This window comes from Pseudomonas sp. GW823-FHT06E10, from assembly GCF_058794995.1.
Genome location: NZ_JBXAHJ010000011.1, coordinates 193,224 through 215,978 on the forward strand (window position 1 = coordinate 193,224; position 22,755 = coordinate 215,978).

Consider the following 22,755-nt stretch of genomic DNA (forward strand, 5'->3'; position numbering starts at 1 on the left):
ATGCTCCAACTGATCCTCGGCGGCGCCCGTTCCGGCAAGAGTCGCCTGGCTGAAAAACTCGCCATCGACAGCGCCCTGGCCGTGACCTACATCGCCACCAGCCAGCCACTGGACGGAGAAATGAGCGAGCGGGTGGCCCATCACCGCGCCCGTCGTCCTGCCGAATGGGCCTTGATCGAAGAACCGGTGGAACTGGCCCGGGTGCTGCGTGAGTCCGCCCGTGTCGACCGTTGCCTGCTGGTGGATTGCCTGACCCTGTGGCTGACCAATCTGCTGATGCTCGACGATGCCGAGCGCTTGCACGCCGAGCGTGATGCCTTGCTGGACTGCCTGGCGTCGCTGCCGGGTGAAATCATTTTTGTCAGCAACGAGACCGGCATGGGTGTCGTGCCGCTGGGTGAATTGACTCGTCGCTATGTCGATGAAGCCGGTTGGCTGCATCAAGCTCTGGCTGAGCGTTGTCAGCGTGTCGTCCTGACCGTCGCCGGCCTGCCTCTGACTCTGAAAGGAACTGCGTTATGACTCAATCCTGGTGGTTGAACCCGTGCAAGCCGGTCGATACCCAAGTGGTCGAACAGGCCCGGGCGCGGCAACAGCAACTGACCAAGCCGGCCGGCTCCCTCGGTCAGCTGGAAGCGGTGGCGGTGCAGCTGGCGGGATTGCAGGGGCGGGTCAAGCCAAGTCTGGAGCAGGTGTGGATCGCGATTTTTGCCGGCGACCATGGCGTCGTCGCCGAGGGCGTGTCGGCGTTTCCCCAGGAAGTCACCGGGCAGATGCTGCTCAACTTCGTCAGCGGTGGCGCGGCGATCAGCGTGCTGGCGCGGCAACTGGGCGCTTCCCTTGAGGTGGTGGATCTTGGCACGGTGACGCCGTCGCTGAACCTGCCGGGCGTGCGTCATCTGAATGTCGGCCCGGGAACGGCGAATTTTGTACAGGGATCGGCCATGACCCAGGCCCAGGGGCAACTCGCCTTGCAGGCCGGTCGTGACAGCGTGCAGCGGGCAATTGCCACCGGTGCGCAGTTGTTTATCGGTGGCGAAATGGGCATCGGTAACACCACCGCTGCCAGTGCATTGGCGTGTGCGCTACTCGATTGCCCGGTGGTGCATTTGACCGGGCCTGGCACCGGGCTCAATGCCGAAGGTGTCAGCCACAAGGCCCAGGTCATCGAGCGCGCCCTGGCATTGCATGGCGCGCAGCGTGGCGATGCCTTGCAGACCCTGTTCAACCTCGGCGGCTTTGAGATCGCCGCGCTGGTCGGTGCCTATCTTGCGTGTGCCCAGGAAGGTGTCGCGGTGCTGGTGGACGGCTTCATTTGCAGCGTCGCGGCACTGGTTGCGGTGCGCTTGAATCCTGAGTGTCGTCAGTGGCTGTTGTTCGGTCATCGCGGCGCCGAGCCGGGGCATCGTCATGTGCTGGAAACCCTGGATGCACAACCCTTGCTCGATCTCGGCCTGCGGCTTGGCGAAGGCAGTGGTGCGGCGTTGGCTGTGCCGCTGCTGCGCCTGGCTTGCGACCTGCACGGGCAGATGGCGACCTTTGCCGAAGCCGCCGTGGCAGATCGTCCGGCATGACCTTGCGCGTGGATCTGTTGCGTCACGGTGAAACCGAACTTGGCGGCGGATTGCGCGGCAGCATCGATGATGCGTTGACCGACACGGGCTGGGCGCAGATGCGCGTCGCCGTGGTCGGGCAAGGTCCGTGGGACCGGCTGGTCAGTTCGCCGTTGCAGCGTTGTGCGCTGTTTGCCGAGGAACTCGCTGCGCAACTGGGTATTCCGGTGCAACTGGACAAAGACCTGCAAGAGTTGCATTTCGGCGCCTGGGAAGGACAGAGCGCGGCGGCGTTGATGGAAACCGACGCGCAGGCCCTGGGCTTGTTCTGGGCCGATCCCTATTCGTTCACGCCGCCTCAGGGTGAGCCGGTTGCAGACTTTTCGGCACGGGTGCTGGCAGCGCTGGAGCGTTTGCACGCGACCTGTGCCGGTGAGCGTATTCTGCTGATCAGCCATGGCGGTGTGATGCGTCTGTTGCTGGCACAGGCGCGCGGGCTGCCACGGGAGCAACTGCTCAACGTTGAGGTCGGGCATGGCGCGCTGTTTTCGCTGACGGTGGAGCCTGCGGGCGTGTTGAAGGAAGTGCTCTGACCATGCTGCCATTCTGGATCGCCCTGCAATTTCTCAGCAGCCTGCCGATTCGCCTGCCCGGAATGCCTGAGCCCCGGGAACTGGGGCGGTCGTTGCTGTTTTATCCGCTGGTGGGATTGCTCTTTGGCGCGATTCTGTGGGCCGTCAACTGGCTGTTGCTGGGTACACCGACCTTGCTGCACGCGGCGCTGTTGCTGAGCCTTTGGGTGCTGCTCAGCGGCGGCTTGCATCTCGATGGCCTGGCGGACAGCGCCGATGCCTGGCTCGGCGGTTTTGGCGACCGTGAGCGCACGCTGACCATCATGAAAGACCCGCGCAGCGGGCCGATCGCCGTGGTGACGCTGGTGCTGGTGTTGTTGCTTAAATTCACCGCACTGCTGGCGTTGATCGAGCAGCCGCATTCGCTGGCCTTGATCATTGTGCCGTTGATCGGTCGCAGCGCATTGCTCGGCTTGTTCCTGACTACGCCCTATGTGCGTGCCGGTGGCCTGGGCCAGGCATTGGCCGATCATCTTCCGCGTTCGGCGGGCAAGCAGGTGTTGGCGGTCAGCGCGCTGGCCTGTGTGTTGATCGCCGGCGTCAGTGGTGTGCTGGCGCTGGTGTTGGCAGTGCTGGGGTTTGTCTGGTTGCGCCAGGTGATGCTGCGGCGCCTGGGTGGCACGACAGGGGACACGGCGGGCGCGATGCTGGAGTTGCTGGAAGTTGCAGTGCTGGTAGGCTTGGCGTTGGCCTGATCGGGTTGTGTTGAATGTTCCGGCCTCTTCGCGGGCAAGCCCGCTCCCACATTGGAATGCGATCAACTGTGGGAGCGAGCTTGCTCGCGATGGCGATCTACAGGACACCGCCCAATCACTGAACAAACCCCATGCCACTTGATTTAACCGACTCGCGGGTATATACACGCACCATGCTCGATTCCCAATGTTTATGCATCAACCTGCGTCGCGCCGCCCGTGGCGTCAGCAGGCACTACGACGGCGCTCTCGACGGCTTCGGGATCAACGTTGCGCAGTATTCTTTGCTGTGCAATCTGCAGCGTCTGGATCAGCCGAGCATCTCGATCCTGGCCGAGGCCATGGGCCTGGACCGCAGCACCCTGGGGCGCAATTTGCGTGTGCTGGAGGGTGATGGCCTGGTGACGCTGGTCGAGGGCGAGGACATGCGCAACCGCATCGTCCTGCTGACCGAGGCCGGGGCAGAGCGCCTCAAGGCTGCCTTGCCGGCCTGGGAAGCCGCGCAGCAGCGTTTGATCGATCGCCTGGGTGCCGAGAAGCGCGAAACCTTATTGAAGCTGCTGGACGAACTGGCATGATGCCGGTTTTTTCGATCTTAAGCGGGTATATACCCGCTATTGGAGAATAACAATGACATCGATGTGGCGTACTTGCGGCTGGGTTCTGTTGGGGAGTGCGCTGATCCTTGCGTTGTCGCTGGGGGTTCGCCATGGCTTCGGGCTGTTTCTGGCGCCGATGAGCGCCGAGTTTGGTTGGGGTCGTGAAGTCTTTGCCTTCGCCATCGCCCTGCAAAACCTGATCTGGGGCCTCGCCCAGCCATTCACCGGTGCCCTGGCCGACCGCTTCGGCGCAGCGAAAGTGGTGCTGATCGGTGGCGTCCTGTACGCGGCCGGGCTGATTTGCATGGGGCTCTCCGACTCGGCGATGACCCTGTCCCTGAGCGCCGGCCTGCTGATCGGCATCGGACTGTCGGGTACGTCGTTCTCGGTGATCCTGGGGGTGGTCGGCCGCGCGGTGCCACCGGAAAAACGCAGCATGGGCATGGGGATCGCCAGTGCGGCCGGTTCGTTCGGCCAGTTCGCGATGTTGCCCGGCACGCTCGGTTTGATCGGATGGCTTGGCTGGTCTGCGGCGCTGCTGGCGCTGGGCTTGCTGGTGGCGTTGATCGTGCCGCTGGTTGGCATGCTCAAGGACAAGCCGCTGCCCGTCCTGGGCCACGAACAGACCCTTGGCGAAGCGCTGCGCGAAGCCTGCTCCCATTCCGGCTTCTGGTTGCTGGCGTTCGGCTTTTTCGTGTGCGGATTCCAGGTGGTGTTCATCGGTGTGCACCTGCCGGCCTATCTGGTGGATCAACACCTTCCGGCGACGGTCGGCACCACGGTGCTGGCACTGATCGGCCTGTTCAACATCTTCGGCACCTATACCGCTGGATGGCTCGGCGGGCGCATGTCCAAGCCGCGTTTGCTCACCGGGTTGTACTTGCTGCGGGCGGTGGTCATTGCGTTGTTCCTGTGGGCACCGGTGACCACCACCACGGCTTATCTTTTCGGCATGGCCATGGGTTTTTTGTGGCTGTCGACGGTGCCATTGACCAACGGTACGGTGGCGACCTTGTTTGGTGTGCGAAACCTGTCCATGCTCGGTGGGATTGTTTTCCTGTTTCACCAACTCGGTTCGTTCCTGGGCGGCTGGTTGGGTGGCGTGGTGTATGACCGAACCGGGAGTTATGACTTGATCTGGCAAGTGGCGATTCTCTTGAGCCTGTTGGCCGCTGCCCTGAACTGGCCGGTGCGTGAGCGGCCGGTAGAGCGTCTGCAATCACAAATGAGTGCGATATGAACAACCTTTGGCCGCGGATCGCTGTAGCCGCCGTCTGCGCCTTATTGCTGGCGTTGTCGTGGTGGGGCTGGCATCAGGGCGGGCTGGCGCTGATGCAGTTGGGCATGGGTGCTTGCTAGCGAGCGGCGAGGGCGAGTAACGTCGCTTTTGACGAATTATCAAGGATGCACCGACATGCTGATGCGCTGGATTGCAGTCCCCGCGTTGCTGGTGGCGTTTACCGGGCTGGCCTACGCGGCCGAGTGCCCGGAGCTGTTGCAAGGATCACTGCAAAAGCTGCGCGCCAAGGAGTCCATCGATTTGTGCCAGCGCTTCGCCGGTAAACCGTTGGTGGTGGTCAATACCGCAAGCTTCTGTGGCTTTGCTCCGCAGTTCAAAGGCCTTGAGGCGCTGAACCAGCGCTTCAAGGATCAAGGGCTGGAGGTAATTGGCGTTCCGTCCAATGACTTCAAGCAGGAGTCAAAGGATGGTGCCGAGACTGCCAAGGTCTGCTACGTCAACTATGGTGTGACCTTCACCATGACCGAGCCGCAAAGGGTTCGCGGCGACGATGCGACGCACTTGTTCAAGGTCCTCACCAGTCAAAGCAGCGCGCCGAAGTGGAATTTCTACAAGTATGTGGTGGACCGCCAAGGCAAGGTGATCGCCAATTTCTCCAGCCTGACCAAGCCGGACGATCCCGAGTTCATTGCGGCGGTGGAAAAGGCCCTGGCTTCGCCACCACTTGTTTCGACCCCCTGACCTGTAGGAGCGAGCTTGCTCGCGAAAATCTCAAGGCGCCTCGTTCATCCAGTAAACACACGTCATCGTTCGCGTCCATCGCGAGCAGGCTCGCTCCTACAAATGAAAAGCCCCGCCTCCGTGAGGAGAGCGGGGCTTTTTTGATTTCGATGGCGAGCGGTTCAGGCTCGCCGGGAATCATCAGAAGCGGTAGGTCGCACCGAGACCGAAGCCGTTCGCGTAGTTGTCATACTTGGCGTTGTAGGTCTGGCCATGGTCGTCGCCGTTGACCTTCACCGATTCCTCGCGCAGGTACGAGTACGCCAGGTCGATGGTCAGGTCGTCGGTCGGACTCCAGCCGGCACCCACGCTGAAAATCGTGCGATCGCCAGTCGGGATGCGTGGGGAACGGTCGACGTTGTTGGTCGGTGCCTGGTCAACGGACAGGCCGGTACGCAGTACCCATTGCTTGTTCAACTGGTAGGACGCGCCGATGGCGTGAGCCCAGGTATCGTGCCAGTTCTGTTCTTCGGTGATGGTGCCGAACTGGCCGTTCAGAACCGCCGGAACACCTGTGTTTTCAACGGTGATTTCTTTCAGGCGGCTCCAGCGGGTCCAGGTGCTGCCTGCGTAAAGAGTCCACTTGTCGTCGAGCTGGTGAGTGACCGAAAAGTCCACCGATTCAGGCGTGGTCACATCCAGCGAAGCGTCGTACTTCTGGCTCGGGTTCTGGCCGACCAGGCCCAGCAGGTTGTAGTTGACCTTGGTGTCACCCTCGAGCTTGTACTTCACTTTCGAGTGGTAGGTCAGGCCGACACGGGTGCTGTCGGTGGCTTGGACCAGCACGCCGATGTTGTAGCCCAGGGCGGTGTCGTCACCCTTGATCTTGACATGACCATCGGGCAAGTTCGTTAAGGTCGGCAAGGCCGTTATGTTCGATTCCAGGCTGCCGTCGATGCGGTTGATGGTCGGGCCGAAACCGATGGAAACCTTGTCGTTGAAGGCGTAGCTGACAGTCGGTTGCACGGTGACGATCTTGACTTCGCTCTTGCTGCCGAAGTAACGACCCTCAAAGCCGTTTTCGTAGTCGGTTACCAGGCCGAACGGGGCGTATATGCCAATACCGAAGGCCCAATGGTCGTCGATTGGCTTGACGTAGTAACCCATGGGCACGGCGATGAACGGAACCATGTCGCCGTCATTGCTGCCACGGTTGTTCGGGGAGGAGCTTGCGTGGCTGATGTCAGTGTGTGCGTCGATCATCGCAACACCGCCGGTAACTTGTTCGCGCTTGATGCGCGACATGCCGGCAGGGTTGCCAAAAATGGTGGATGCGTCGTCGGCAGAGGAAGATCGCCCGGCAAAACCTGACCCCATCCCGCTGATGCTTTGTTCGTTGAGGGCAAAGCCACTTGCAAAGATCTGGGTGGATGCCATGGCAACGGCGAGACTAATGGTGGTTTTGAGCATTACTTTTTTCATTATTAGAACTCCTGGTGATCACCGGGGCGAAAATTACCAACATTTTCGTTCCGGCGCCATAGGCTGTATGCCTTGATTTAGAGCGGTTTTGTAGGACAATCCGACCAGAATCGCGGCGTGTTGCGCGATCTTTGGATCCAAGGGTGTCAGCAGGCTACCTGATTCAACGGTGAAACACAGGTTTGCCAGGCGCAGGTGAAATCACGCAGACGTCCCTGGGGCTGAAATGTCTGGCGCCAGATTCTGGCCATACCCAGCAAATCATCAGGGGCGGGGAGGGGGGTGTTCTGTTCTTCCACCAGCAGCCAGGCGATGGCTGTGGCGTAACGCAGGTTGACGGTCAACTCGAGGTGCGGGCCACTCAGGAACGCATGCTGGCTGGCCAGGCCGCGGACCAGGCTCGCACGCTCCGGATCAAGGGCCAGGTAATGGTCCCAAAGGGCCTGGTGACGGGGCTCGGCGATGCGGTACAGGCCGTGCCCACGGCGGTCATGCAGGGCGGAACCAAGGGCGGACTGGCTGGCGGCAATGCCCAGCAGCAGGGATTCGGCCGTAGCGCTATGTTGTCCGAGATAGATCAATGTCGGACGAATCACATAACGGCACAGTTCGCTGGCAGCGATACCCATAAAACCCTCGAAACCTGAAATGGACGGCGACACCTGAAGGGGGGCTTGGCAGCTGTGAATCGACTCAGGCTCGCCGCAAGCGGGTCAAGCCGCTTGAGTTGAAGTGTAGTGTCATATTCGCGCTGTAAAGGCCTGTTTTTAAAATATTTCCAGCGATCAGTTATAACCGTTATATCGGATCGTGCTTAGTCGTGATTCGAGGAAAGGGAAATATCGGGCAATAAAAAGCCCCGCTTTTCGGGCAGGGCTTTTGGGTTTTTCAGCCTTTCTGGCGTTTCAGGCAACCAGTGCCTGACGGGTACGCTCGATCACGGCCTGCAGCGGCTCGGCGCTGGAGTATTGATCGGGGTACAGGCGTTCGCTGTGACGAGCGATGCCGTGTTCGTTGACCAGGGTGAAGCTGAAGCAGCCTTTGCGAGCGGCCATGATCAGGCAGTTCATTGGTGCAAAAGCGTTGGTTAGGGTGCGAATGGCATCCTGAGTCTGGATTTGAGTAGACATTATTGGGTGTTCCTACAAATGACACGGATAAGAACCGTGCAACGTTAAAACGTTCCAGTAACGTCGATCACCATTGATCGAACGAAGAACCCGACTGGAACAAAGCAGCCAGTTTGAAGCGCTGATAAGTTGGCGCGCTTGGGCTGGCAGGTAGGTACTTAGGAGGGCAGGCAACACATCGAGGGCAAAGGTTCTGGGCCCGGGGTGAAGATCCTGATCAATTTGCAGGTTGGTTCGAGCAGAGTAGGCAGGCGGAGCAACATCCTTTGCTTTCGATTCAAAGGTTGTGTTGGCGCAAGATTTACCTGGAAACCATCGAGGTGGTCGATCCCGCTTGTTCGGTGGAGGCTTCCGTCGGGAAGGCTGACCGGGGGGATTTGTTCGACCAGAATTGACTTTCAGCTTGGTACTAACGCCGCGGATACTAACGGATTGAACTGGGCAAGGGAAGTGTGGTAGCGAAAAAAGTTTCCTGACCGGTGCCTGATCGGGCTGTTTTGTCTTGTGGAGGCGCGCATAAAGCTGCAAGGCCTGGGATTCATGCGCCCTGTTTCGGGACAAAATCCGACCATCGGTCATCGACGTTTGTAGCCGCGCAGCCGTCTGGACACCGGGTTTGCCAGGGCTTATCCCCAGGCATGACAAAAAAATGCGCCGAAAAAGTGCATGGATATAACCATCGTAAAGGCACTTGTGCACATTAGTTGCGCGGTCTGTCACCCCGCTGTCATCTCACGTTCAAGCGTAATGGCTGCCTGTAACCAAAATTTAAGTCAATGAAAAACATCGCTTTTTTTTACTGGTGAAAAAATCGTCAGTTTGACTGCGAGCCCCATTCCACAGGGCTTTGAGCGAGTTCAAGGGCGGTTGTCCACTGAGTTATCCACAGCTTCTGTGGATTGTCCCGAGCGCTTGCTCTAGGACGGGCGTGCCGGGATATTTTCAGCTTTACCTGTAAGAAAAAGAGAGTAAAGTTGCGCGCCTTCTGATCTGCCCCACAGTGCTTTATGAAGTTTCGCTCAGCCCCTGTTTCCTCTTCCTCCACACCGCCCTCTGTTGCCCCTACCAAGCGCTTTTCCATGCGCGTGGCGGAGTGGCTGTTGGACAGCCCGCATCTGGGCGAAAACCGTAACGTCAAACACATCGCCGGACGTTTGCTCAAGCAACCGGCCCGTGAAGGCGTGGTGGCTGCGCAAAGTCGCCTTGGCCAGTTGATGTGCCGCGAATGCGGGAATGCCCGGGACCGCCGGATCGGTCAGGACCTGCTGCGTCAGGCCGCTCGGGCAGGCGATCACCGCGCTCAACAGGAACTGGGGCTGATCGAAGACTGAGCTGTCCAAGACCGGACGCCTTGGTTAACCTTCAGGCTTTATCCGAATGGCAGGAGTGGCTATGGCAATGGACTTGACCAGCGTATTGCTGGGGCTGGCAGCGGCTGCGTTGCCGTTGCTGGTATTGGCCTGGCAACTTCAGCGTCGGGCCAGCACCACGCAAGCCGATGTCGCGCTGCTGCAAGAACGCCTGGCCATGGCGCAACTGGCGCAGGACGGATTGAATGCACAACTCGAATCCAGCCGCGATGAAGCGGCTGATCTGACCCAGGCCAACGCCGCCAAACAGGCCGATCTGGCTGCGCTGCGTCGTGAAGTCGAACTGCTGCAGATCGAGCGCGACGACGCCCGGGACGCCGCCCATGCGTGGAATATCGAACGCGCCGGCAAAGAAGCCGAATTGCGCCGTCTGGATGCCCAGGCCGCGTCGCTCAATGCCGAATTGCGCGAGCAACAGGACAGCCATCAGCAACGCCTCAACGACCTGCAAGGTTCGCGAGACGAGTTGCGCGCGCAGTTTGCCGAGCTGGCGGGGAAAATTTTCGATGAGCGCGAGCAGCGTTTTGCCGAAACCAGCCAGCAGCGCCTGGGGCAGTTGCTCGATCCACTCAAGGAACGCATCCAGTCCTTCGAAAAACGTGTCGAGGAAAGCTATCAGAACGAGGCCCGTGAGCGTTTCTCCCTGGCCAAGGAGCTGGAGCGCTTGCAACAGCTGAATTTGCGCTTGAGCGATGAAGCCACCAACCTGACCCGCGCCTTGAAAGGGCAGAAGACCCAGGGCAATTGGGGCGAGCTGATTCTTGAGCGCGTGCTCGAGCATGCGGGGCTGGAGAAGGGCCGCGAGTACCAGACTCAGGTCAATCTCAAGGGGCCGGACGGCGAGCGCTTCCAGCCGGACGTGATCATTTATCTGCCGGGCGACAAGCAGGTGGTGGTCGACTCCAAGGTCAGCCTGACGGCCTATCAGCAATACGTCGCGGCTGAGGACGAGGCCATCGGCCAGATCGCCATCAAGCAGCACGTCCTGTCGTTGCGCAATCACGTCAAAGGCCTGGCCGGCAAGGATTACAAGCGCCTCGATGGCTTGCACAGCCTGGATTTCGTGTTGCTCTTCGTGCCGATCGAGGCGGCGTTTTCTGCCGCGTTGCAGGCTGAGCCGACGCTGTTTCAGGAGGCATTCGACCGCAATATCGTGATCGTCAGCCCCACTACGTTGCTGGCGACCCTGCGGGTCATCGACAGCCTGTGGAAACAGGAGCGCCAGAGCCAGAATGCCCGGGAAATCGCCGAGCGGGCCGGGTGGCTGTACGACAAGTTCGTGCTGTTCATCCAGGATCTGGACGAGGTCGGCAATCGCCTGCAGCAACTGGACAAGGCCTACAGTTCGGCACGCAACAAGCTGACAGAGGGTCGCGGCAACCTGGTCAGTCGCAGTGAACAACTCAAGCTGCTGGGCGCGCGGGCAAGCAAGAGTCTGCCGGCGGACTTGCTGGAGCGGGCGATGACCGATGTGGATGGGTTGGTCGAGTTACCGGAGTAGCCCCGGGCGAGCGTGGACCTTGTGGCGAGGGGGCTTGCCCCCGTTCGGCTGCGCAGCAGTCGTCAGTCCGGCAACGCGTTTTATCTGAAGAGGCTCATTGAATGGTTTGGGGCCGCTGCGCAGCCCAACGGGGGCGAGCCCCCTCGCCACAGGAGGCTGTGTTGAACCTCGTTACAATGGTATGTACCGGCTCAACAACGCCCGCAATGCCGCCGGTTTCACCGGTTTGGCCAGGTAATCCAGCCCCGCGGCATGCACCAGGTCGACCGTCTCCGGCCGGCCATCGGCGCTGATCACCACGCCAGGGACCGGCTCGCCCATTTGCGTGCGCAACCAGGCCATCAAATCGGTTCCGGTCTCGCCATGATCGAGGTGGTAGTCCACCAGCGCCAATTGCGGGCGCATGCCTTCGCCCAGCAACGCGGCGCATTCCTCGCGATTGCGCGCGGTCCAGACCTGGCAACCCCAGCGGCTGAGCAGGCTGTTCATGCCGATCAGGATGCTGTCTTCATTGTCGATACACAGCACCTGCGCGCCATTGAGCAATTTGCCATTGAACTCGGCGACCTTGACCGGCGCTGCGGTTTGCGCCCGGGCCAGCGGCACACTGACGCTGAACACGCTACCGCGTCCCGGCCAGGAGCGTACGCGCAAGGTATGACCGAGCACGCGACATAGCCCGTCGGCAATCGCCAGCCCCAGGCCGAGGCCTTTTTCGGCTCGGGTCTGGTGGCTGTCGAGGCGCTTGAACTCTTCGAAAATCACCTGCAATTTATCTTCCGGAATACCTGGCCCGCGGTCCCAGACTTCCAGGCACAGTTGCTCCTTGTGCCGGCGAACCCCCAGTAGTACCGGCCCTTTGCCGTAGCGGAAAGCGTTGGTCAGGAAGTTCTGCAAAATCCGTCGCAGCAATTTGATGTCGCTGTCGACCCGTAACGTGCTTGCGCGAACCCGGAACTCCAGTTTTTGCTCTCGCGCCAGCACCTTGAACTCTGTACCGAGGGTATCGAACAGTTCGTTGAGGGCGAATGGCTGGCGATTCGGATTGATCTTGCCGTTTTCCAGGCGGGAAATGTCCAGCAAGTCGCTGATCAAGTCCTCGGCCGAGCGCAGCGAACTGTCCAGGTGTCCGACCAGTTTCTGCGCTTCGCCGGACAAACCATCTTCCTGATGGGAGAGGGCGGCGGAGAACAGCCGCGCCGCATTCAACGGTTGCATCAAGTCATGGCTGACGGCCGCGAGGAAACGGGTCTTGGACTGGTTGGCCGCCTCGGCGGTGCCTTTGGCTTCGGTCAGGGCAACGTTGAGCTGCGACAATTCGTGGGTCCGTTCGGTGACCCGTTGCTCCAGGCCTTCGTTGGCTTCGGTCAGCGCCTGTTCGGCTTCGCGGAACGCGGTGATGTCGGTGAAACTCATGACGAAGCCGCCGCCGGGCATCGGGTTGCCGATCAGTTCGATCACCCGACCATTGGGGAACATCCGCTCGGAAGTATGCGCGCGGCCCTGACGCATCCAGTGCAGGCGGCGGGCAACGTGCACTTCGGCTTCGCCGGGGCCGCACAATCCGCGCTCGGCGTTGTAGCGAATGATGTCGGCAATGGGGCGGCCGATACTGATCAAGCCGTCCGGGTAATTGAACAGTTCAAGATAGCGACGGTTCCAGGCCACCAGTTTCAACGACTGGTCGACCACGCTGATGCCCTGGGTGATGTTCTCGATGGCGCCTTGCAGCAAGGCGCGGTTGAATTGCAGCACCTCCGAGGCTTCGTCGGCGATGCGCACGACGTCCTCCAGTTGCATCTCGCGGCCTTCAATGGCGGCTTTTACCACCGCGCGGGTCGAAGAGGCACCAAGCACACCGGCCAGCAAGCGTTCGGTGTGGGAGATCCATTCACTGTCGGCGTTCTGGTTCGGGTTGAAGCCCTTGCCCTGGCGATAGGCAAAACGGATGAAGCTTTGACGGGCGCGTTCTTCGCCGACGAAGCGCGCCGCCAGTTGCAGCAGGTCATTGATCTGCACTGCCAGCATCGAGCGTGCGCTGGGGCGGGCGCTGATTTCCTGGCCGATGAAGCGGCCTGCCTGCCAGTGCTCGGAAACCCGGGTGCGGGACAGCACCGAAACCCAGGCGAACAATGTGAAGTTGCCTGCCAGCGACAGCACCACGCCCTGGGTCAGCGGGGTGATCGGCAGGTTCAGTGGATTGCTGTGCAACCAGGCCAGCCCCGGGAACGTGTTCAAGGACAGGCCGAGGCTGAGGGCGGCAATCGGCAGGATCAAGGTGTAGAACCACAGGAAGGTGCCTGCGGCGAGGCCAGCGAAAACGCCGCGGCGGTTGGCCTGTTTCCAGTACAGGGCACCGAGCATGGCGGGGGCCAGCTGGGTCACGGCGGCGAAGGCGATCTGGCCGATTGTCGCCAGGCTGGCGGTCGAGCCCAGCAGGCGATAACTGACATAGGCCAGCAGCAGAATGACCACGATGCTGACGCGTCGCACCGACAGCATCCACTGGCGGAACACTTCGAACGGGCGCTCGGCGTTGTTGCGACGCAGCAGCCAAGGCAGCAGCATGTCGTTGGACACCATGGTCGACAGCGCCACGCTGGCCACGATCACCATGCCGGTGGCGGCCGATGCACCACCGATAAACGCCAGCAGAGCCAATGCCGGATGCGCCTGGGCCAGGGGCAGGCTGATGACGAACGAGTCCGGCAACACCGAGCTGGGCAGCATCATCTGGCCGGCCAGGGCGATCGGCACGACAAACAAGGCGGCGAGGGCGAGGTAGGCCGGGAATACCCACTTGGCCAGGCGCAGATCCTGGGGATCGATGTTCTCGACAACGGTCACGTGGAACTGCCGTGGCAGGCAAATGATCGCCATCATCGCCACACCGGTCTGCACTACCATCGACGGCCAGTTGATGGTTTCCTTCCAGTACTGTTCAAGGCGCGGCGCAAGCATGGCCTGGTCGAACAGGTCGTCGAAACCGTCGTACAGGCCATAGGTCACGAAGGCGCCGACGGCGAGAAACGCGAACAGCTTCACCAATGATTCGAAGGCGATGGCCAGCACCATGCCGCGGTGGTGCTCCGTGGCGTCGAGGTTGCGGGTACCGAAGACGATGGTGAACAGCGCCAGCACCAGCGACACAATCAGAGCGGTGTCCTGGGCGCGGGTGCCCATGGCGTCGGCACCGGCGCCGATAAGCAGGTTCACGCCGAGCACGATGCCTTTGAGCTGTAGCGCAATGTAGGGCAACACACCGACCAGGCAAATCAGCGCCACCACCACCGCCAGCGACTGGGATTTGCCATAGCGTGCGGCGATGAAGTCGGCGATCGAGGTGATGTTCTCCTGTTTGCTGATCATCACCATTTTTTGCAGGACCCACGGCGCGCCGACCAGCAACAGGATCGGCCCGAGGTAGATCGGCAGGAACGACCAGAGCTGTTCGGCGGCCTGGCCCACGGCGCCGAAAAAGGTCCAGCTGGTGCAGTAGACCGCCAGCGACAGGCTATACACCCACGCCCGCACACGCGGCGGCAAGGGCGCGCTGCGACGGTCGCCATAGAAGGCGATGGCGAACAGGATGGCCATATAGGCCAGGGCGACGACGGCAATCAGCCCGGTGGACAGCGACATGGGGACTCCAGACAAAAGACATCCGGACCTCCCGCCCGGACAGACAGTCTCGCACGACCGCCAGCGTTAGTCAGTGTCGACCAAGGTCGTGGCGTGGCGGGGTGTCGCAGGTTGATTCTCAGTGTCTGGACTGGCCCCTTCGCGAGCAAGCCCGCTCCCACAGTTGATCGCGTTTTTCCTGAAGGAAACCGCTCGAATGTGGGAGCGGGCTTGCTCGCGAAGGGCGGTATTACGGAATCAACGCGATTTCGATCAAGCGATGCAGTTCTTCAAGCTCCAATGGCGCCTCGGCAAACAGGATGCGAAACACCGTCGGCGCGGCGATCAGATTGATCAACCGATCGACACTGGGCCTGGGCTCATCCGGATAGCGATCCAGAATCGTCTGCAATTGCCCGCCAATGATGGTCGCGCAATAACTCGGCTTCAACGCCGCCTGCACGTCGCACAGCATGTTGCGGCCGGGTTCGGAGCTCATCTCGTCCAGGTACTGCTCCGCCCAGGCCCGCACGTCGCCGTGAAGGCTGCCGGTGTTGGCCGGTTCGTTGTCGGGCTGCATGCGGGCGAGGGCGACGTCTGCCAGCAGCGCCGACACATCGCCCCAGCGTCGATAGATGGTGGACGGCGTGACGCCCGCGCGCGCTGCAATTTGCGGCACCGTCACGCTGGCGCGGTCCTGCTCCTCAAGGAGTTGACGCACGGCCGAATGAATCGATTCTTGCACCCGGGCGCTGCGGCCGCCGGGGCGTAATGTGGGAGCTGTCATCCTGTGTTTCCTGTATTGCACCGGATCTTACGGCTGGCAACCGGTCCTGAAAGCCATGCATCGGACCTTAACACAAAGAATTTGCTTTAAGAGGGATCCAGTAGCACACTCCGCAAAAGCAAAAAATTAGCTTTTGCGGAGTGTGTCGATGCCCGGTTCTCATTCAAATCGTGCCAGCCTGTGGTTTCTGGCCGTTACCTTGCTCAGTTTCCTGGCGGCCTCCACTGCGCCGACGCCGCTGTATCACCTGTATCAGGAGCAGATGCAGTTTTCGGCAGCGACCTTGACCCTGATTTTCGGCGTGTACGCCCTCAGCCTGTTGGCGGCGTTGCTGACAGTCGGCTCGCTGTCGGATTACCTGGGGCGCAAACCGGTGATCTTTACGGCGGTGATGCTGAACATCCTGGCGATGTTGCTGTTTATCCATGCCGACAGCGTCGCCTGGCTGATCAGTGCCCGGGTGCTGCAGGGGTTCGCCACCGGCATGGCCACCGCGGTTCTGAGTGCAACGCTGCTCGACACCGACCGCGAGCAGGGGCCGCTGGTCAACAGCGTCGCGCCTTTACTCGGGATGGCTCTGGGGGCGCTGGGTTGTGGTGTGTTGGCCGAGTTTGCCCCCGCGCCGCTGCATTTGACCTTCTGGCTGCTGCTGGCCCTGTTCGCGATGCAGGCCGTGTATGTCTGGCGATTGCGGGAAAGCGTCTCGCGCCAGCCTGGTGTGTGGGCCTCATTGCGACCGACCCTGCATGTGCCGGCTCAGGCACGTTCCACTTTGTGGCGGGTGTTGCCGCTCAATACGGCGGTCTGGGCACTCGGCGGTTTTTACGCGTCGCTGGCACCTTCGCTGGTGCGCACGGCGACTGGCTCGACCTCGAATCTGATTGGCGGGGCGACCGTCGCCGCATTGACGGTGACCGGCGCCCTGATGATTTACACCCTGCGCAATCAGGCTGTGACCAAGGCGCTGCAACTGGGCGCCTGTTCGCTGCCGGCGGGAGTCGCCCTGATTCTACTGGGCGTGCACAGCGCCAGTTTGCCGCTGTTTTTCCTCGGCACGCTGGTCGCCGGTTGCGGTTTCGGCGCCGGTTTCCTCGGGGCGGTGCGTAGTCTGGTGCCGCAGGCCTTGCCCCATGAGCGCGCCGGGTTGATGTCGGCATATTATGCGCTGAGTTATCTGGCGTTCTGCCTCCCGGCGCTACTGGCCGGGAACCTGGAGCGGACGTTTGGTCTGGTGGCAACGACCGATGGTTATGGTGCGATGCTGATTGTGCTGGCTCTCAGCGCAATGGCGAGTCTACTGCGATCACGTTCGGCCAAGGTCTGCGAGGCCAACCGGTAGGAACGACTCGGATATTGGTGATCGAATCGGAAGGGAGTGTCTGACGCTATATAAGTTATATCGATAAGATATAGAGATATTACCCGTTATATAGATATTCTATTCGGATCTAACATGGGCTCTACCTCACGAGAGGACAGGAGTTCGCCATGACATGCGCCAATAGCATCAAGCCCGGAATCAAACCTTTCAGTCATTTGCAGCATCCCCGCGAGGTGATCCGCCAGTTCACCCCCAACTGGTTCGCGGCCACCATGGGCACCGGCGTGTTGGCGTTGGCACTGGCGCAGTTGCCGGTTGCCACACCTGCCTTGCACGCCTTTGCCGAAGCCCTCTGGCTGTTCAATATCGCTCTGTTTCTGCTGTTTACGGCGCTATACACGGCGCGCTGGGTGCTGTTTTTCGACGAAGCGCGGCGGATTTTCGGTCACTCCACGGTTTCGATGTTTTTCGGCACCATCCCCATGGGGCTGGCGACCATCATCAATGGCTTCCTGGTGTTTGGCCTGCCGCGCTGGGGCGACGGTGTGATTCACCTCGCCGAGGTGCTGTGGTGGTTGGATGTGGTCATGTCGCTGGCCTGCGGCGTGCTGATTCCCTACATGATGTTCACCCGTCAGGAGCACAGCATCGACCAGATGACAGCGGTCTGGCTGTTGCCGGTGGTCGCGGCAGAAGTGGCGGCCGCCAGCGGGGGCCTGTTGGCGCCGCATTTGGCAGACGCTCATTCGCAACTGGTGATGCTGGTGACCAGCTATGTGCTCTGGGCGTTTTCCCTGCCGGTGGCCTTCAGCATCCTGACCATTCTGTTGCTGCGCATGGCCCTGCATAAACTGCCCCACGAAAACATGGCCGCCTCGAGCTGGCTGGCCCTTGGCCCGATCGGCACCGGTGCGCTGGGCATGCTGGTACTGGGCGGCGATGCACCGCTGATTTTCGCGGCCAACGGTATGCCGGGAATCGGTGAGATTGCCGCAGGATTGGGTCTGGTGGCCGGCATCACCTTGTGGGGCTTCGGCCTGTGGTGGATGCTGATGGCGTTGCTGATCACTGTGCGCTACCTGCGTGCCGGCATTCCCTTCAATCTTGGCTGGTGGGGCTTCACTTTCCCGCTGGGCGTCTATTCTCTGGCGACGTTGAAACTGGCCAGTACCTTGAACTTGATGTTCTTCAGTGTGTTTGGCTGCGTGCTGGTGGCGTTGCTGGCGGTGATGTGGCTGATCGTCGGCAAGCGCACGGTGCTGGGCGCCTGGCGTGGCGAGCTGTTTGTCTCGCCGTGCATTGCCGGATTGAAGAAATAACCGGCAAAGATTAGGTAAGGTGTGGCCTGGATCGACTTTTGATAATCCAATAAGAATCCAGGCCACTCGCTACCTAACATCAGGGACACATGGAAGATGAGTCACCCCTCACAGTTCACCTTGCTGCGCACCCGGCGCTTCCTGCCGTTCTTCATCACCCAGTCCCTCGGGGCGTTCAACGACAACGTGTTCAAGCAGTCGTTGATCCTGGCCATTCTGTACAAGCTGACCATCGAAGGTGACCGCTCTGTCTGGGTCAATCTGTGTGCGCTGCTGTTTATCCTGCCGTTTTTCCTGTTCTCGGCCCTGGCCGGGCAATTCGGGGAAAAGTTCGCCAAGGACGCGTTGATCCGCCTGATCAAGCTTGGGGAAATCGCCATCATGGCGGTCGGCGCCGTCGGCTTCATGTTCGATCACCTGTCGTTGATGCTGCTGGCGCTGTTCGCCATGGGCACCCATTCGGCGCTGTTCGGGCCGGTGAAGTACTCGATCCTGCCGCAGGCCCTGCGGGAAGATGAACTGGTAGGCGGCAACGGCCTGGTGGAAATGGGCACCTTCCTGGCGATCCTGGCCGGTACCATTGGCGCCGGGGTCATGATGTCTTCGGCGCATTACGCGCCGGTGGTGTCCACGGCGATCATCGGCATTGCCGTGCTCGGCTACCTGGCCAGCCGCAGCATTCCCCGGGCGGCGGCGGCCACGCCGCAAATGCGCCTGAACTGGAACATTTTCAGCCAGTCCTGGGCCACGTTGAAGCTGGGCTTGGGGCAAACGCCGGCGGTGTCACGCTCGATTGTCGGCAACTCGTGGTTCTGGTTTGTCGGGGCGATATACCTGACGCAGATCCCGGCCTATGCCAAGGAATGGATGCACGGTGACGAAACCGTTGTGACGCTGATTCTGACGGTGTTCTCGGTCGGCATCGCATTGGGTTCGATGCTGTGCGAGAAACTCTCCGGGCGCAAAGTCGAGATTGGTCTGGTGCCGTTCGGATCGTTCGGCCTGACCGTTTTCGGCCTGCTGCTGTGGTGGCATTCGGGCTCAATACCGGAAAGCGCCGCCGGCCATGGCTGGATCGAGATCCTCGGTTTTGGTCACGCCTGGCTGGTGTTGCTCGACATCCTCGGCCTGGGTGTCTTCGGCGGTTTCTACATCGTGCCGCTGTACGCGCTGATCCAGTCACGTACCGCGGAGAACGAACGGGCGCGGGTGATTGCCGCCAACAACATCCTCAACGCGTTGTTCATGGTGGTGTCGGCGATTGTCTCGATCGTCTTGCTGAGTGTGGCCGAACTGTCGATCCCGCAACTGTTCCTGGTGGTGTCGTTGCTGAACATCGGCGTCAACGCCTACATCTTCAAGATCGTCCCCGAGTTCACCATGCGTTTCATGATCTGGCTGCTCAGCCATTCCATGTACCGCGTCGAACATCGCAATCTGGATTTGATTCCCGATGAAGGCGCGGCGTTGCTGGTGTGCAATCACGTGTCATTCGTCGACGCCTTGCTGATTGGCGGCGCGGTACGTCGGCCGATTCGCTTTGTCATGTACTACAAGATCTACAACCTGCCGGTGCTGAACTTCATCTTCCGTACCGCGGGGACGATTCCGATTGCCGGGCGCCAGGAAGACATCCAGATATATGAACAAGCCTTCACGCGCATTGCCCGATATCTGAAGGACGGTGAGCTGGTGTGCATTTTTCCCGAGGGTAAATTGACCGCCGATGGCGAGATCAACGAGTTCAAGGGCGGCTTGACGCGGATTCTCGAAGAGACCCCGGTGCCGGTGATTCCGTTGGCTTTGCAGGGGTTGTGGGGGAGTTTCTTCAGCCGCGATCCCGGTAAAGGGCTGTTTCGCCGGTTGTGGTCGCGGGTGACGTTGGTGGCAGGGCCGGCGGTGGCGGTTGAGGTGGCGGAGCCGGTCAAGTTGCAGGCGTTGGTGGGGGATTTGCGTGGGGCCGTCAGATAGCGGTTGTATGCGCGCGGGCCGCTTCGCGAGCGCTCCCACAAGGGATCCACAGTGTGTCGCAGATTGTCGCAACACCTTCGATTCCTGTGGGAGCGAGCTTGCTCGCGATGGCGGTCTGAAAGTTAAGCGCTGACCTTCAGGCCAACCAACCCGGAAATGATCAACGCCACACTCGCCAACCGCACCAGCGCCATGGACTCGCCAAACAGAATGATCCCGGCGATCACCGTGCCTACGGCGCCGACACCGGTCCAGATCGCATAGGCCGTACCCAGCGGCAATTCCTTCATCGCAAGGCCGAGCAAACCAAGGCTGATAGCCATGGCCGCAACGGTCAACACAGTGGGGAGCGGGCGGGTGAAGCCGTCGGTGTACTTGAGGCCGACGGCCCAGCCCACTTCGAACAGGCCGGCGAAAAACAGAATGATCCAGGACATGAAGACCTCCATCGTCTGACGGGGTCGTCCCCTGATTAATGACTCGATCGAGCCGCGAGGTCGTCCTCGCGTTGCGCAATATAGTGCCCAGCATTAACCCGGGGATCAAGTTTTCAACTCAGTTACTGGCCTGTTGCGCCGCCATTTCCCGATCCTGTTTCTCGCTCATGCGGCGGAAATACGTCGAAAGCAATGCCCCGGAAATGTTGTGCCACACGCTGAACAAGGCGCTCGGCACCGCCGCCAGTGGCGAGAAGTGTGCACTCGCCAACGCGGCACCCAATCCGGAGTTCTGCATGCCGACTTCCAGGGCCAGGGACTTGCGCTGGGCCAGAGGCAGCTTGAACAGGCGCCCGGTGAAATAGCCCAGCAGGTAGCCGAAGCTGTTGTGCAGCATGACCACGGCCATGATCAACAGACCGGACTCTGCGATCTTCGCCTGGCTGGCGGCGACGACTGCGGTGACGATGATCACGATGCTGACCACCGACACCAGCGGCAACACGTCCACGGCATGGCGAACCTTGTCGCCGAGCACCCGTTGAGCAACCACGCCCAGCACGATCGGCAACAGCACCACTTGCAGGATCGACCAGAACAACTCCATGAACGACACCGGCAACCAGGCCGAGGCCAGCAGCCAGATCAGGGCTGGGGTCAGCAGCGGGGCGAGGAGGGTGGTGACGGCGGCGATGGCCACCGACAGCGCCAGGTCGCCACGGGCCAGCCAGGTCATCACGTTCGACGAGGTGCCGCTTGGGCAGCAGCCGACCAGAATCACGCCGACGGCGATTTCCGGCGGCAAGTGGAACACCTGGCAGAGCAACCACGCCACGCCCGGCATGATCACGAAATGGGCAACCACGCCCAGGGCCACGCGCCAAGGATGGCGAGCGACTTCGGCGAAGTCTTCGAGTTTGAGGGTCAGGCCCATGCCGAACATCACCAGCCCCAGCAAGGGCACGATGGCGCCTTTGAGGCCGATGAACCATGCCGGCTGCAGAAACGCCACGACAGCGAAAATCAGTACCCAGTAAGCGAAGGTGTTGCCGACAAAACGACTTAATGCAGCCAGTGCGCGCATGGCCTGATCCTTATTTTAAGTGACTCTACAACCCCCCCCTGTAGGAGCGAGCTCGCTCGCGATGGTGTGTCAGACAAAGAGGGGCTACTGACACTCCATCGCGAGCAAGCTCGCTCCTACATTAGAGATCAAAAGGCGTTAGATCCCCTGCGGAGTCTCTTCGCCACCCAGCGCTTCAACCAGCGCCGGCAGGAAATCGCCGAAGGTCAGCATCATCAGGGTGAAGCTGGCGTCCAGTTGGCCCAGGGCTTCGTCGCCGCCGTCCTGTTCCGCCTGGTCTTGCAGCAGGTCTTCGAACTTCAGGCGCTTGACCACCATTTTGTCGTCGAGGACGAAGGACAGTTTGTCCTGCCAGGCCAGGGACAGTTGAGTGACCACTTTGCCGGTGCTCAGGTGCAGCTGGATTTCTTCGCTGGTCAGGTCCTGGCGCTTGCAGCGCACGATGCCGCCGTCTTCGTGAGTGTCGCGCAGTTCGCACTCGTCCAGCACAAAGAAGTCGTCCGCGGCTTTCTGGGTGGTGACCCACTCGGTCATGGTCGCGGTCGGGGACATCTTCACGGTCAGCGGGCGCACCGGCAGGGTGCCGATCACTTCACGCAGGGTCGACAGCAAGTCTTCGGCGCGTTTCGGGCTGGCCGAGTTGACCAGGATCAGGCCCTGTTTCGGCGCGATGGCGGCGAAGGTCGACGAGCGGCGGATAAAGGCGCGGGGCAGGAAGGCCTGGATGATTTCATCCTTGATCTGATCGCGCTCCTTCTTATATACCTTGCGCATTTGCTCGGCTTCGATCTCTTCGACCTTTTCCTTGACGGCGTCACGCACGACGCTGCCTGGCAAAATACGTTCTTCCTTGCGCGCGGACACCAGCAGGAAGTCACCGCTGACGTGTACCAGTGGCGCATCTTCGCCTTTGCCGAATGGCGCGACGAAACCGTAGGTGGTCAACTCCTGGCTTGCACATGGGCGCGCCAGTTTGGTGGCCAGTGCAGTTTCCAACGCCTCGGCATCAACAGGCAGATCTTGGGTCAGGCGATAGATAAGCAGGTTTTTGAACCACATGGGGTGAGTCTCTCCTTTATACAAAGGGGGGCATTATTGTCTTCGCCGTGCCATAGGCCAACCTTTCTCTAAGCCTTTGGAAGGGCTGAGAAAATTATTTTAAAAAGTGCTTGCCAGAGGTTGGGTCGCTCCGTAGAATGCGCGCCACACCGAAGCGAAGGGTGATTAGCTCAGCTGGGAGAGCGTCTGCCTTACAAGCAGAATGTCGGCGGTTCGATCCCGTCATCACCCACC

Annotated in this window: 21 protein-coding genes and 1 tRNA gene; 14 read left to right on the forward strand and 8 right to left on the reverse strand. The window is 60.7% G+C overall.

The window, feature by feature from the left end; genetic code table 11:
* From cobU to AC1Q6Y_RS19165, 8 genes are all read left to right on the forward strand, one after another.
* Positions 1–522 (forward strand): bifunctional adenosylcobinamide kinase/adenosylcobinamide-phosphate guanylyltransferase, encoded by a 522-nt coding sequence (gene cobU, locus AC1Q6Y_RS19130; protein WP_090453922.1) that lies wholly within the window; start codon positions 1–3, stop codon positions 520–522.
* Positions 519–1,574, forward strand: coding sequence for a nicotinate-nucleotide--dimethylbenzimidazole phosphoribosyltransferase (gene cobT, locus AC1Q6Y_RS19135; RefSeq protein ID WP_492624968.1), 1,056 nt, complete (start codon positions 519–521; stop codon positions 1,572–1,574). The genes cobU and cobT overlap by 4 nt, the downstream gene beginning before the upstream one ends.
* The gene (cobC, locus tag AC1Q6Y_RS19140; protein ID WP_492624969.1) at positions 1,571–2,146 is read left to right on the forward strand and encodes an alpha-ribazole phosphatase family protein; all 576 of its coding nucleotides are present in this window, start codon (positions 1,571–1,573) and stop codon (positions 2,144–2,146) included. The genes cobT and cobC overlap by 4 nt, the downstream gene beginning before the upstream one ends.
* A 2-nt stretch (positions 2,147–2,148) precedes the next feature.
* On the forward strand, positions 2,149–2,880 hold the full coding sequence (locus AC1Q6Y_RS19145; RefSeq protein ID WP_492624970.1) for an adenosylcobinamide-GDP ribazoletransferase: 732 nt from the start codon (positions 2,149–2,151) through the stop codon (positions 2,878–2,880).
* 173 nt (positions 2,881–3,053) lie between these two features.
* Positions 3,054–3,458 carry a MarR family winged helix-turn-helix transcriptional regulator gene (locus AC1Q6Y_RS19150; protein ID WP_347911297.1) on the forward strand — a complete coding sequence of 135 codons (405 nt, stop codon included), beginning with the start codon at positions 3,054–3,056 and terminating at the stop codon, positions 3,456–3,458.
* Between the two features lie 52 nt (positions 3,459–3,510).
* Complete coding sequence (locus AC1Q6Y_RS19155; protein WP_057715797.1) at positions 3,511–4,719, forward strand: MFS transporter; 1,209 nt, start codon at positions 3,511–3,513, stop codon at positions 4,717–4,719.
* Positions 4,716–4,838, forward strand: coding sequence for a hypothetical protein (locus tag AC1Q6Y_RS19160; protein ID WP_008051054.1), 123 nt, complete (start codon positions 4,716–4,718; stop codon positions 4,836–4,838). Before AC1Q6Y_RS19155 ends, AC1Q6Y_RS19160 begins: the two co-directional genes overlap by 4 nt.
* Before the next feature lie 55 nt (positions 4,839–4,893).
* The gene (locus AC1Q6Y_RS19165; protein ID WP_492624971.1) at positions 4,894–5,460 is read left to right on the forward strand and encodes a glutathione peroxidase; all 567 of its coding nucleotides are present in this window, start codon (positions 4,894–4,896) and stop codon (positions 5,458–5,460) included.
* A gap of 180 nt (positions 5,461–5,640) precedes the next feature.
* Here AC1Q6Y_RS19165 and AC1Q6Y_RS19170 read toward each other — a convergent pair whose 3' ends face one another.
* The 3 genes from AC1Q6Y_RS19170 to AC1Q6Y_RS19180 form a co-directional block, all read right to left on the reverse strand.
* A complete protein-coding gene (locus AC1Q6Y_RS19170) occupies positions 5,641–6,921 on the reverse strand; it encodes an OmpP1/FadL family transporter (RefSeq protein WP_057715795.1) in 1,281 nt (426 codons plus the stop codon).
* Positions 6,922–7,067: 146 nt separating this feature from the next.
* Positions 7,068–7,550, reverse strand: coding sequence for a hypothetical protein (locus tag AC1Q6Y_RS19175; protein WP_057715794.1), 483 nt, complete (start codon positions 7,548–7,550; stop codon positions 7,068–7,070).
* A gap of 276 nt (positions 7,551–7,826) precedes the next feature.
* Positions 7,827–8,051: a hypothetical protein gene (locus AC1Q6Y_RS19180; protein ID WP_008051046.1), complete on the reverse strand. Its 225-nt coding sequence runs from the start codon at positions 8,049–8,051 to the stop codon at positions 7,827–7,829.
* Between the two features lie 1,007 nt (positions 8,052–9,058).
* On the opposite strand from AC1Q6Y_RS19180, the gene AC1Q6Y_RS19185 reads away from it, so the two are divergent.
* Positions 9,059–9,382, forward strand: a complete 324-nt coding sequence (locus AC1Q6Y_RS19185; protein ID WP_079246787.1) for an SEL1-like repeat protein — start codon at positions 9,059–9,061, stop codon at positions 9,380–9,382.
* A gap of 175 nt (positions 9,383–9,557) precedes the next feature.
* Complete coding sequence (locus tag AC1Q6Y_RS19190) at positions 9,558–10,922, forward strand: DNA recombination protein RmuC (protein ID WP_162252406.1); 1,365 nt, start codon at positions 9,558–9,560, stop codon at positions 10,920–10,922.
* A 171-nt stretch (positions 10,923–11,093) separates the two neighbouring features.
* On the opposite strand, the gene AC1Q6Y_RS19195 is transcribed toward AC1Q6Y_RS19190, so the two are convergent.
* Together AC1Q6Y_RS19195 and AC1Q6Y_RS19200 are read right to left on the reverse strand one after the other, a co-directional pair.
* On the reverse strand, positions 11,094–14,564 hold the full coding sequence (locus tag AC1Q6Y_RS19195) for a hybrid sensor histidine kinase/response regulator (protein ID WP_090453934.1): 3,471 nt from the start codon (positions 14,562–14,564) through the stop codon (positions 11,094–11,096).
* A 229-nt stretch (positions 14,565–14,793) separates the two neighbouring features.
* Positions 14,794–15,330 (reverse strand): TetR/AcrR family transcriptional regulator, encoded by a 537-nt coding sequence (locus AC1Q6Y_RS19200; protein ID WP_492624972.1) that lies wholly within the window; start codon positions 15,328–15,330, stop codon positions 14,794–14,796.
* A 148-nt stretch (positions 15,331–15,478) separates the two neighbouring features.
* On the opposite strand from AC1Q6Y_RS19200, the gene AC1Q6Y_RS19205 reads away from it, so the two are divergent.
* The 3 genes from AC1Q6Y_RS19205 (at position 15,479) to AC1Q6Y_RS19215 (ending at position 19,941) form a co-directional block, all read left to right on the forward strand.
* The gene (locus tag AC1Q6Y_RS19205) at positions 15,479–16,669 is read left to right on the forward strand and encodes an MFS transporter (protein ID WP_492624973.1); all 1,191 of its coding nucleotides are present in this window, start codon (positions 15,479–15,481) and stop codon (positions 16,667–16,669) included.
* 149 nt (positions 16,670–16,818) lie between these two features.
* The gene (locus AC1Q6Y_RS19210) at positions 16,819–17,970 is read left to right on the forward strand and encodes a TDT family transporter (RefSeq protein WP_492624974.1); all 1,152 of its coding nucleotides are present in this window, start codon (positions 16,819–16,821) and stop codon (positions 17,968–17,970) included.
* Positions 17,971–18,066: 96 nt separating this feature from the next.
* The gene (locus AC1Q6Y_RS19215; protein ID WP_492624975.1) at positions 18,067–19,941 is read left to right on the forward strand and encodes an MFS transporter; all 1,875 of its coding nucleotides are present in this window, start codon (positions 18,067–18,069) and stop codon (positions 19,939–19,941) included.
* Positions 19,942–20,063: 122 nt separating this feature from the next.
* On the opposite strand, the gene sugE is transcribed toward AC1Q6Y_RS19215, so the two are convergent.
* The 3 genes from sugE to rdgC all read right to left on the reverse strand — a co-directional run bounded on the left by sugE (position 20,064) and on the right by rdgC (position 22,521).
* The gene (sugE, locus tag AC1Q6Y_RS19220; RefSeq protein WP_007977599.1) at positions 20,064–20,378 is read right to left on the reverse strand and encodes a quaternary ammonium compound efflux SMR transporter SugE; all 315 of its coding nucleotides are present in this window, start codon (positions 20,376–20,378) and stop codon (positions 20,064–20,066) included.
* Positions 20,379–20,496: 118 nt separating this feature from the next.
* Positions 20,497–21,462: a bile acid:sodium symporter family protein gene (locus tag AC1Q6Y_RS19225; RefSeq protein ID WP_150814129.1), complete on the reverse strand. Its 966-nt coding sequence runs from the start codon at positions 21,460–21,462 to the stop codon at positions 20,497–20,499.
* A gap of 138 nt (positions 21,463–21,600) precedes the next feature.
* A complete protein-coding gene (rdgC, locus tag AC1Q6Y_RS19230) occupies positions 21,601–22,521 on the reverse strand; it encodes a recombination-associated protein RdgC (RefSeq protein ID WP_007969735.1) in 921 nt (306 codons plus the stop codon).
* A gap of 159 nt (positions 22,522–22,680) precedes the next feature.
* Between rdgC and AC1Q6Y_RS19235 the strand changes: the two genes are divergently transcribed.
* Positions 22,681–22,753, forward strand: a tRNA-Val gene (locus tag AC1Q6Y_RS19235).
* The last annotated feature ends 2 nt before the right edge of the window (positions 22,754–22,755 follow it).

Bases quoted from the DNA above. Each gene is read 5' to 3' on its own strand.
- AC1Q6Y_RS19225 (WP_150814129.1), bottom strand. From the start codon at position 21,462: ATGCGCGCACTGGCTGCATTAAGTCGTTTTGTCGGCAACACCTTCGCT.
- AC1Q6Y_RS19170 (WP_057715795.1), bottom strand. From the start codon at position 6,921: ATGAAAAAAGTAATGCTCAAAACCACCATTAGTCTCGCCGTTGCCATG.
- AC1Q6Y_RS19210 (WP_492624974.1), top strand. From the start codon at position 16,819: ATGACATGCGCCAATAGCATCAAGCCCGGAATCAAACCTTTCAGTCAT.
- AC1Q6Y_RS19215 (WP_492624975.1), top strand. From the start codon at position 18,067: ATGAGTCACCCCTCACAGTTCACCTTGCTGCGCACCCGGCGCTTCCTG.
- AC1Q6Y_RS19165 (WP_492624971.1), top strand. From the start codon at position 4,894: ATGCTGATGCGCTGGATTGCAGTCCCCGCGTTGCTGGTGGCGTTTACC.
- AC1Q6Y_RS19185 (WP_079246787.1), top strand. From the start codon at position 9,059: ATGAAGTTTCGCTCAGCCCCTGTTTCCTCTTCCTCCACACCGCCCTCT.
- sugE (WP_007977599.1), bottom strand. From the start codon at position 20,378: ATGTCCTGGATCATTCTGTTTTTCGCCGGCCTGTTCGAAGTGGGCTGG.
- AC1Q6Y_RS19155 (WP_057715797.1), top strand. From the start codon at position 3,511: ATGACATCGATGTGGCGTACTTGCGGCTGGGTTCTGTTGGGGAGTGCG.
- cobU (WP_090453922.1), top strand. From the start codon at position 1: ATGCTCCAACTGATCCTCGGCGGCGCCCGTTCCGGCAAGAGTCGCCTG.
- AC1Q6Y_RS19205 (WP_492624973.1), top strand. From the start codon at position 15,479: ATGCCCGGTTCTCATTCAAATCGTGCCAGCCTGTGGTTTCTGGCCGTT.
- AC1Q6Y_RS19195 (WP_090453934.1), bottom strand. From the start codon at position 14,564: ATGTCGCTGTCCACCGGGCTGATTGCCGTCGTCGCCCTGGCCTATATG.
- AC1Q6Y_RS19200 (WP_492624972.1), bottom strand. From the start codon at position 15,330: ATGACAGCTCCCACATTACGCCCCGGCGGCCGCAGCGCCCGGGTGCAA.
- AC1Q6Y_RS19175 (WP_057715794.1), bottom strand. From the start codon at position 7,550: ATGGGTATCGCTGCCAGCGAACTGTGCCGTTATGTGATTCGTCCGACA.
- AC1Q6Y_RS19150 (WP_347911297.1), top strand. From the start codon at position 3,054: ATGCTCGATTCCCAATGTTTATGCATCAACCTGCGTCGCGCCGCCCGT.
- AC1Q6Y_RS19145 (WP_492624970.1), top strand. From the start codon at position 2,149: ATGCTGCCATTCTGGATCGCCCTGCAATTTCTCAGCAGCCTGCCGATT.
- cobT (WP_492624968.1), top strand. From the start codon at position 519: ATGACTCAATCCTGGTGGTTGAACCCGTGCAAGCCGGTCGATACCCAA.
- AC1Q6Y_RS19180 (WP_008051046.1), bottom strand. From the start codon at position 8,051: ATGTCTACTCAAATCCAGACTCAGGATGCCATTCGCACCCTAACCAAC.
- rdgC (WP_007969735.1), bottom strand. From the start codon at position 22,521: ATGTGGTTCAAAAACCTGCTTATCTATCGCCTGACCCAAGATCTGCCT.
- cobC (WP_492624969.1), top strand. From the start codon at position 1,571: ATGACCTTGCGCGTGGATCTGTTGCGTCACGGTGAAACCGAACTTGGC.
- AC1Q6Y_RS19160 (WP_008051054.1), top strand. From the start codon at position 4,716: ATGAACAACCTTTGGCCGCGGATCGCTGTAGCCGCCGTCTGCGCCTTA.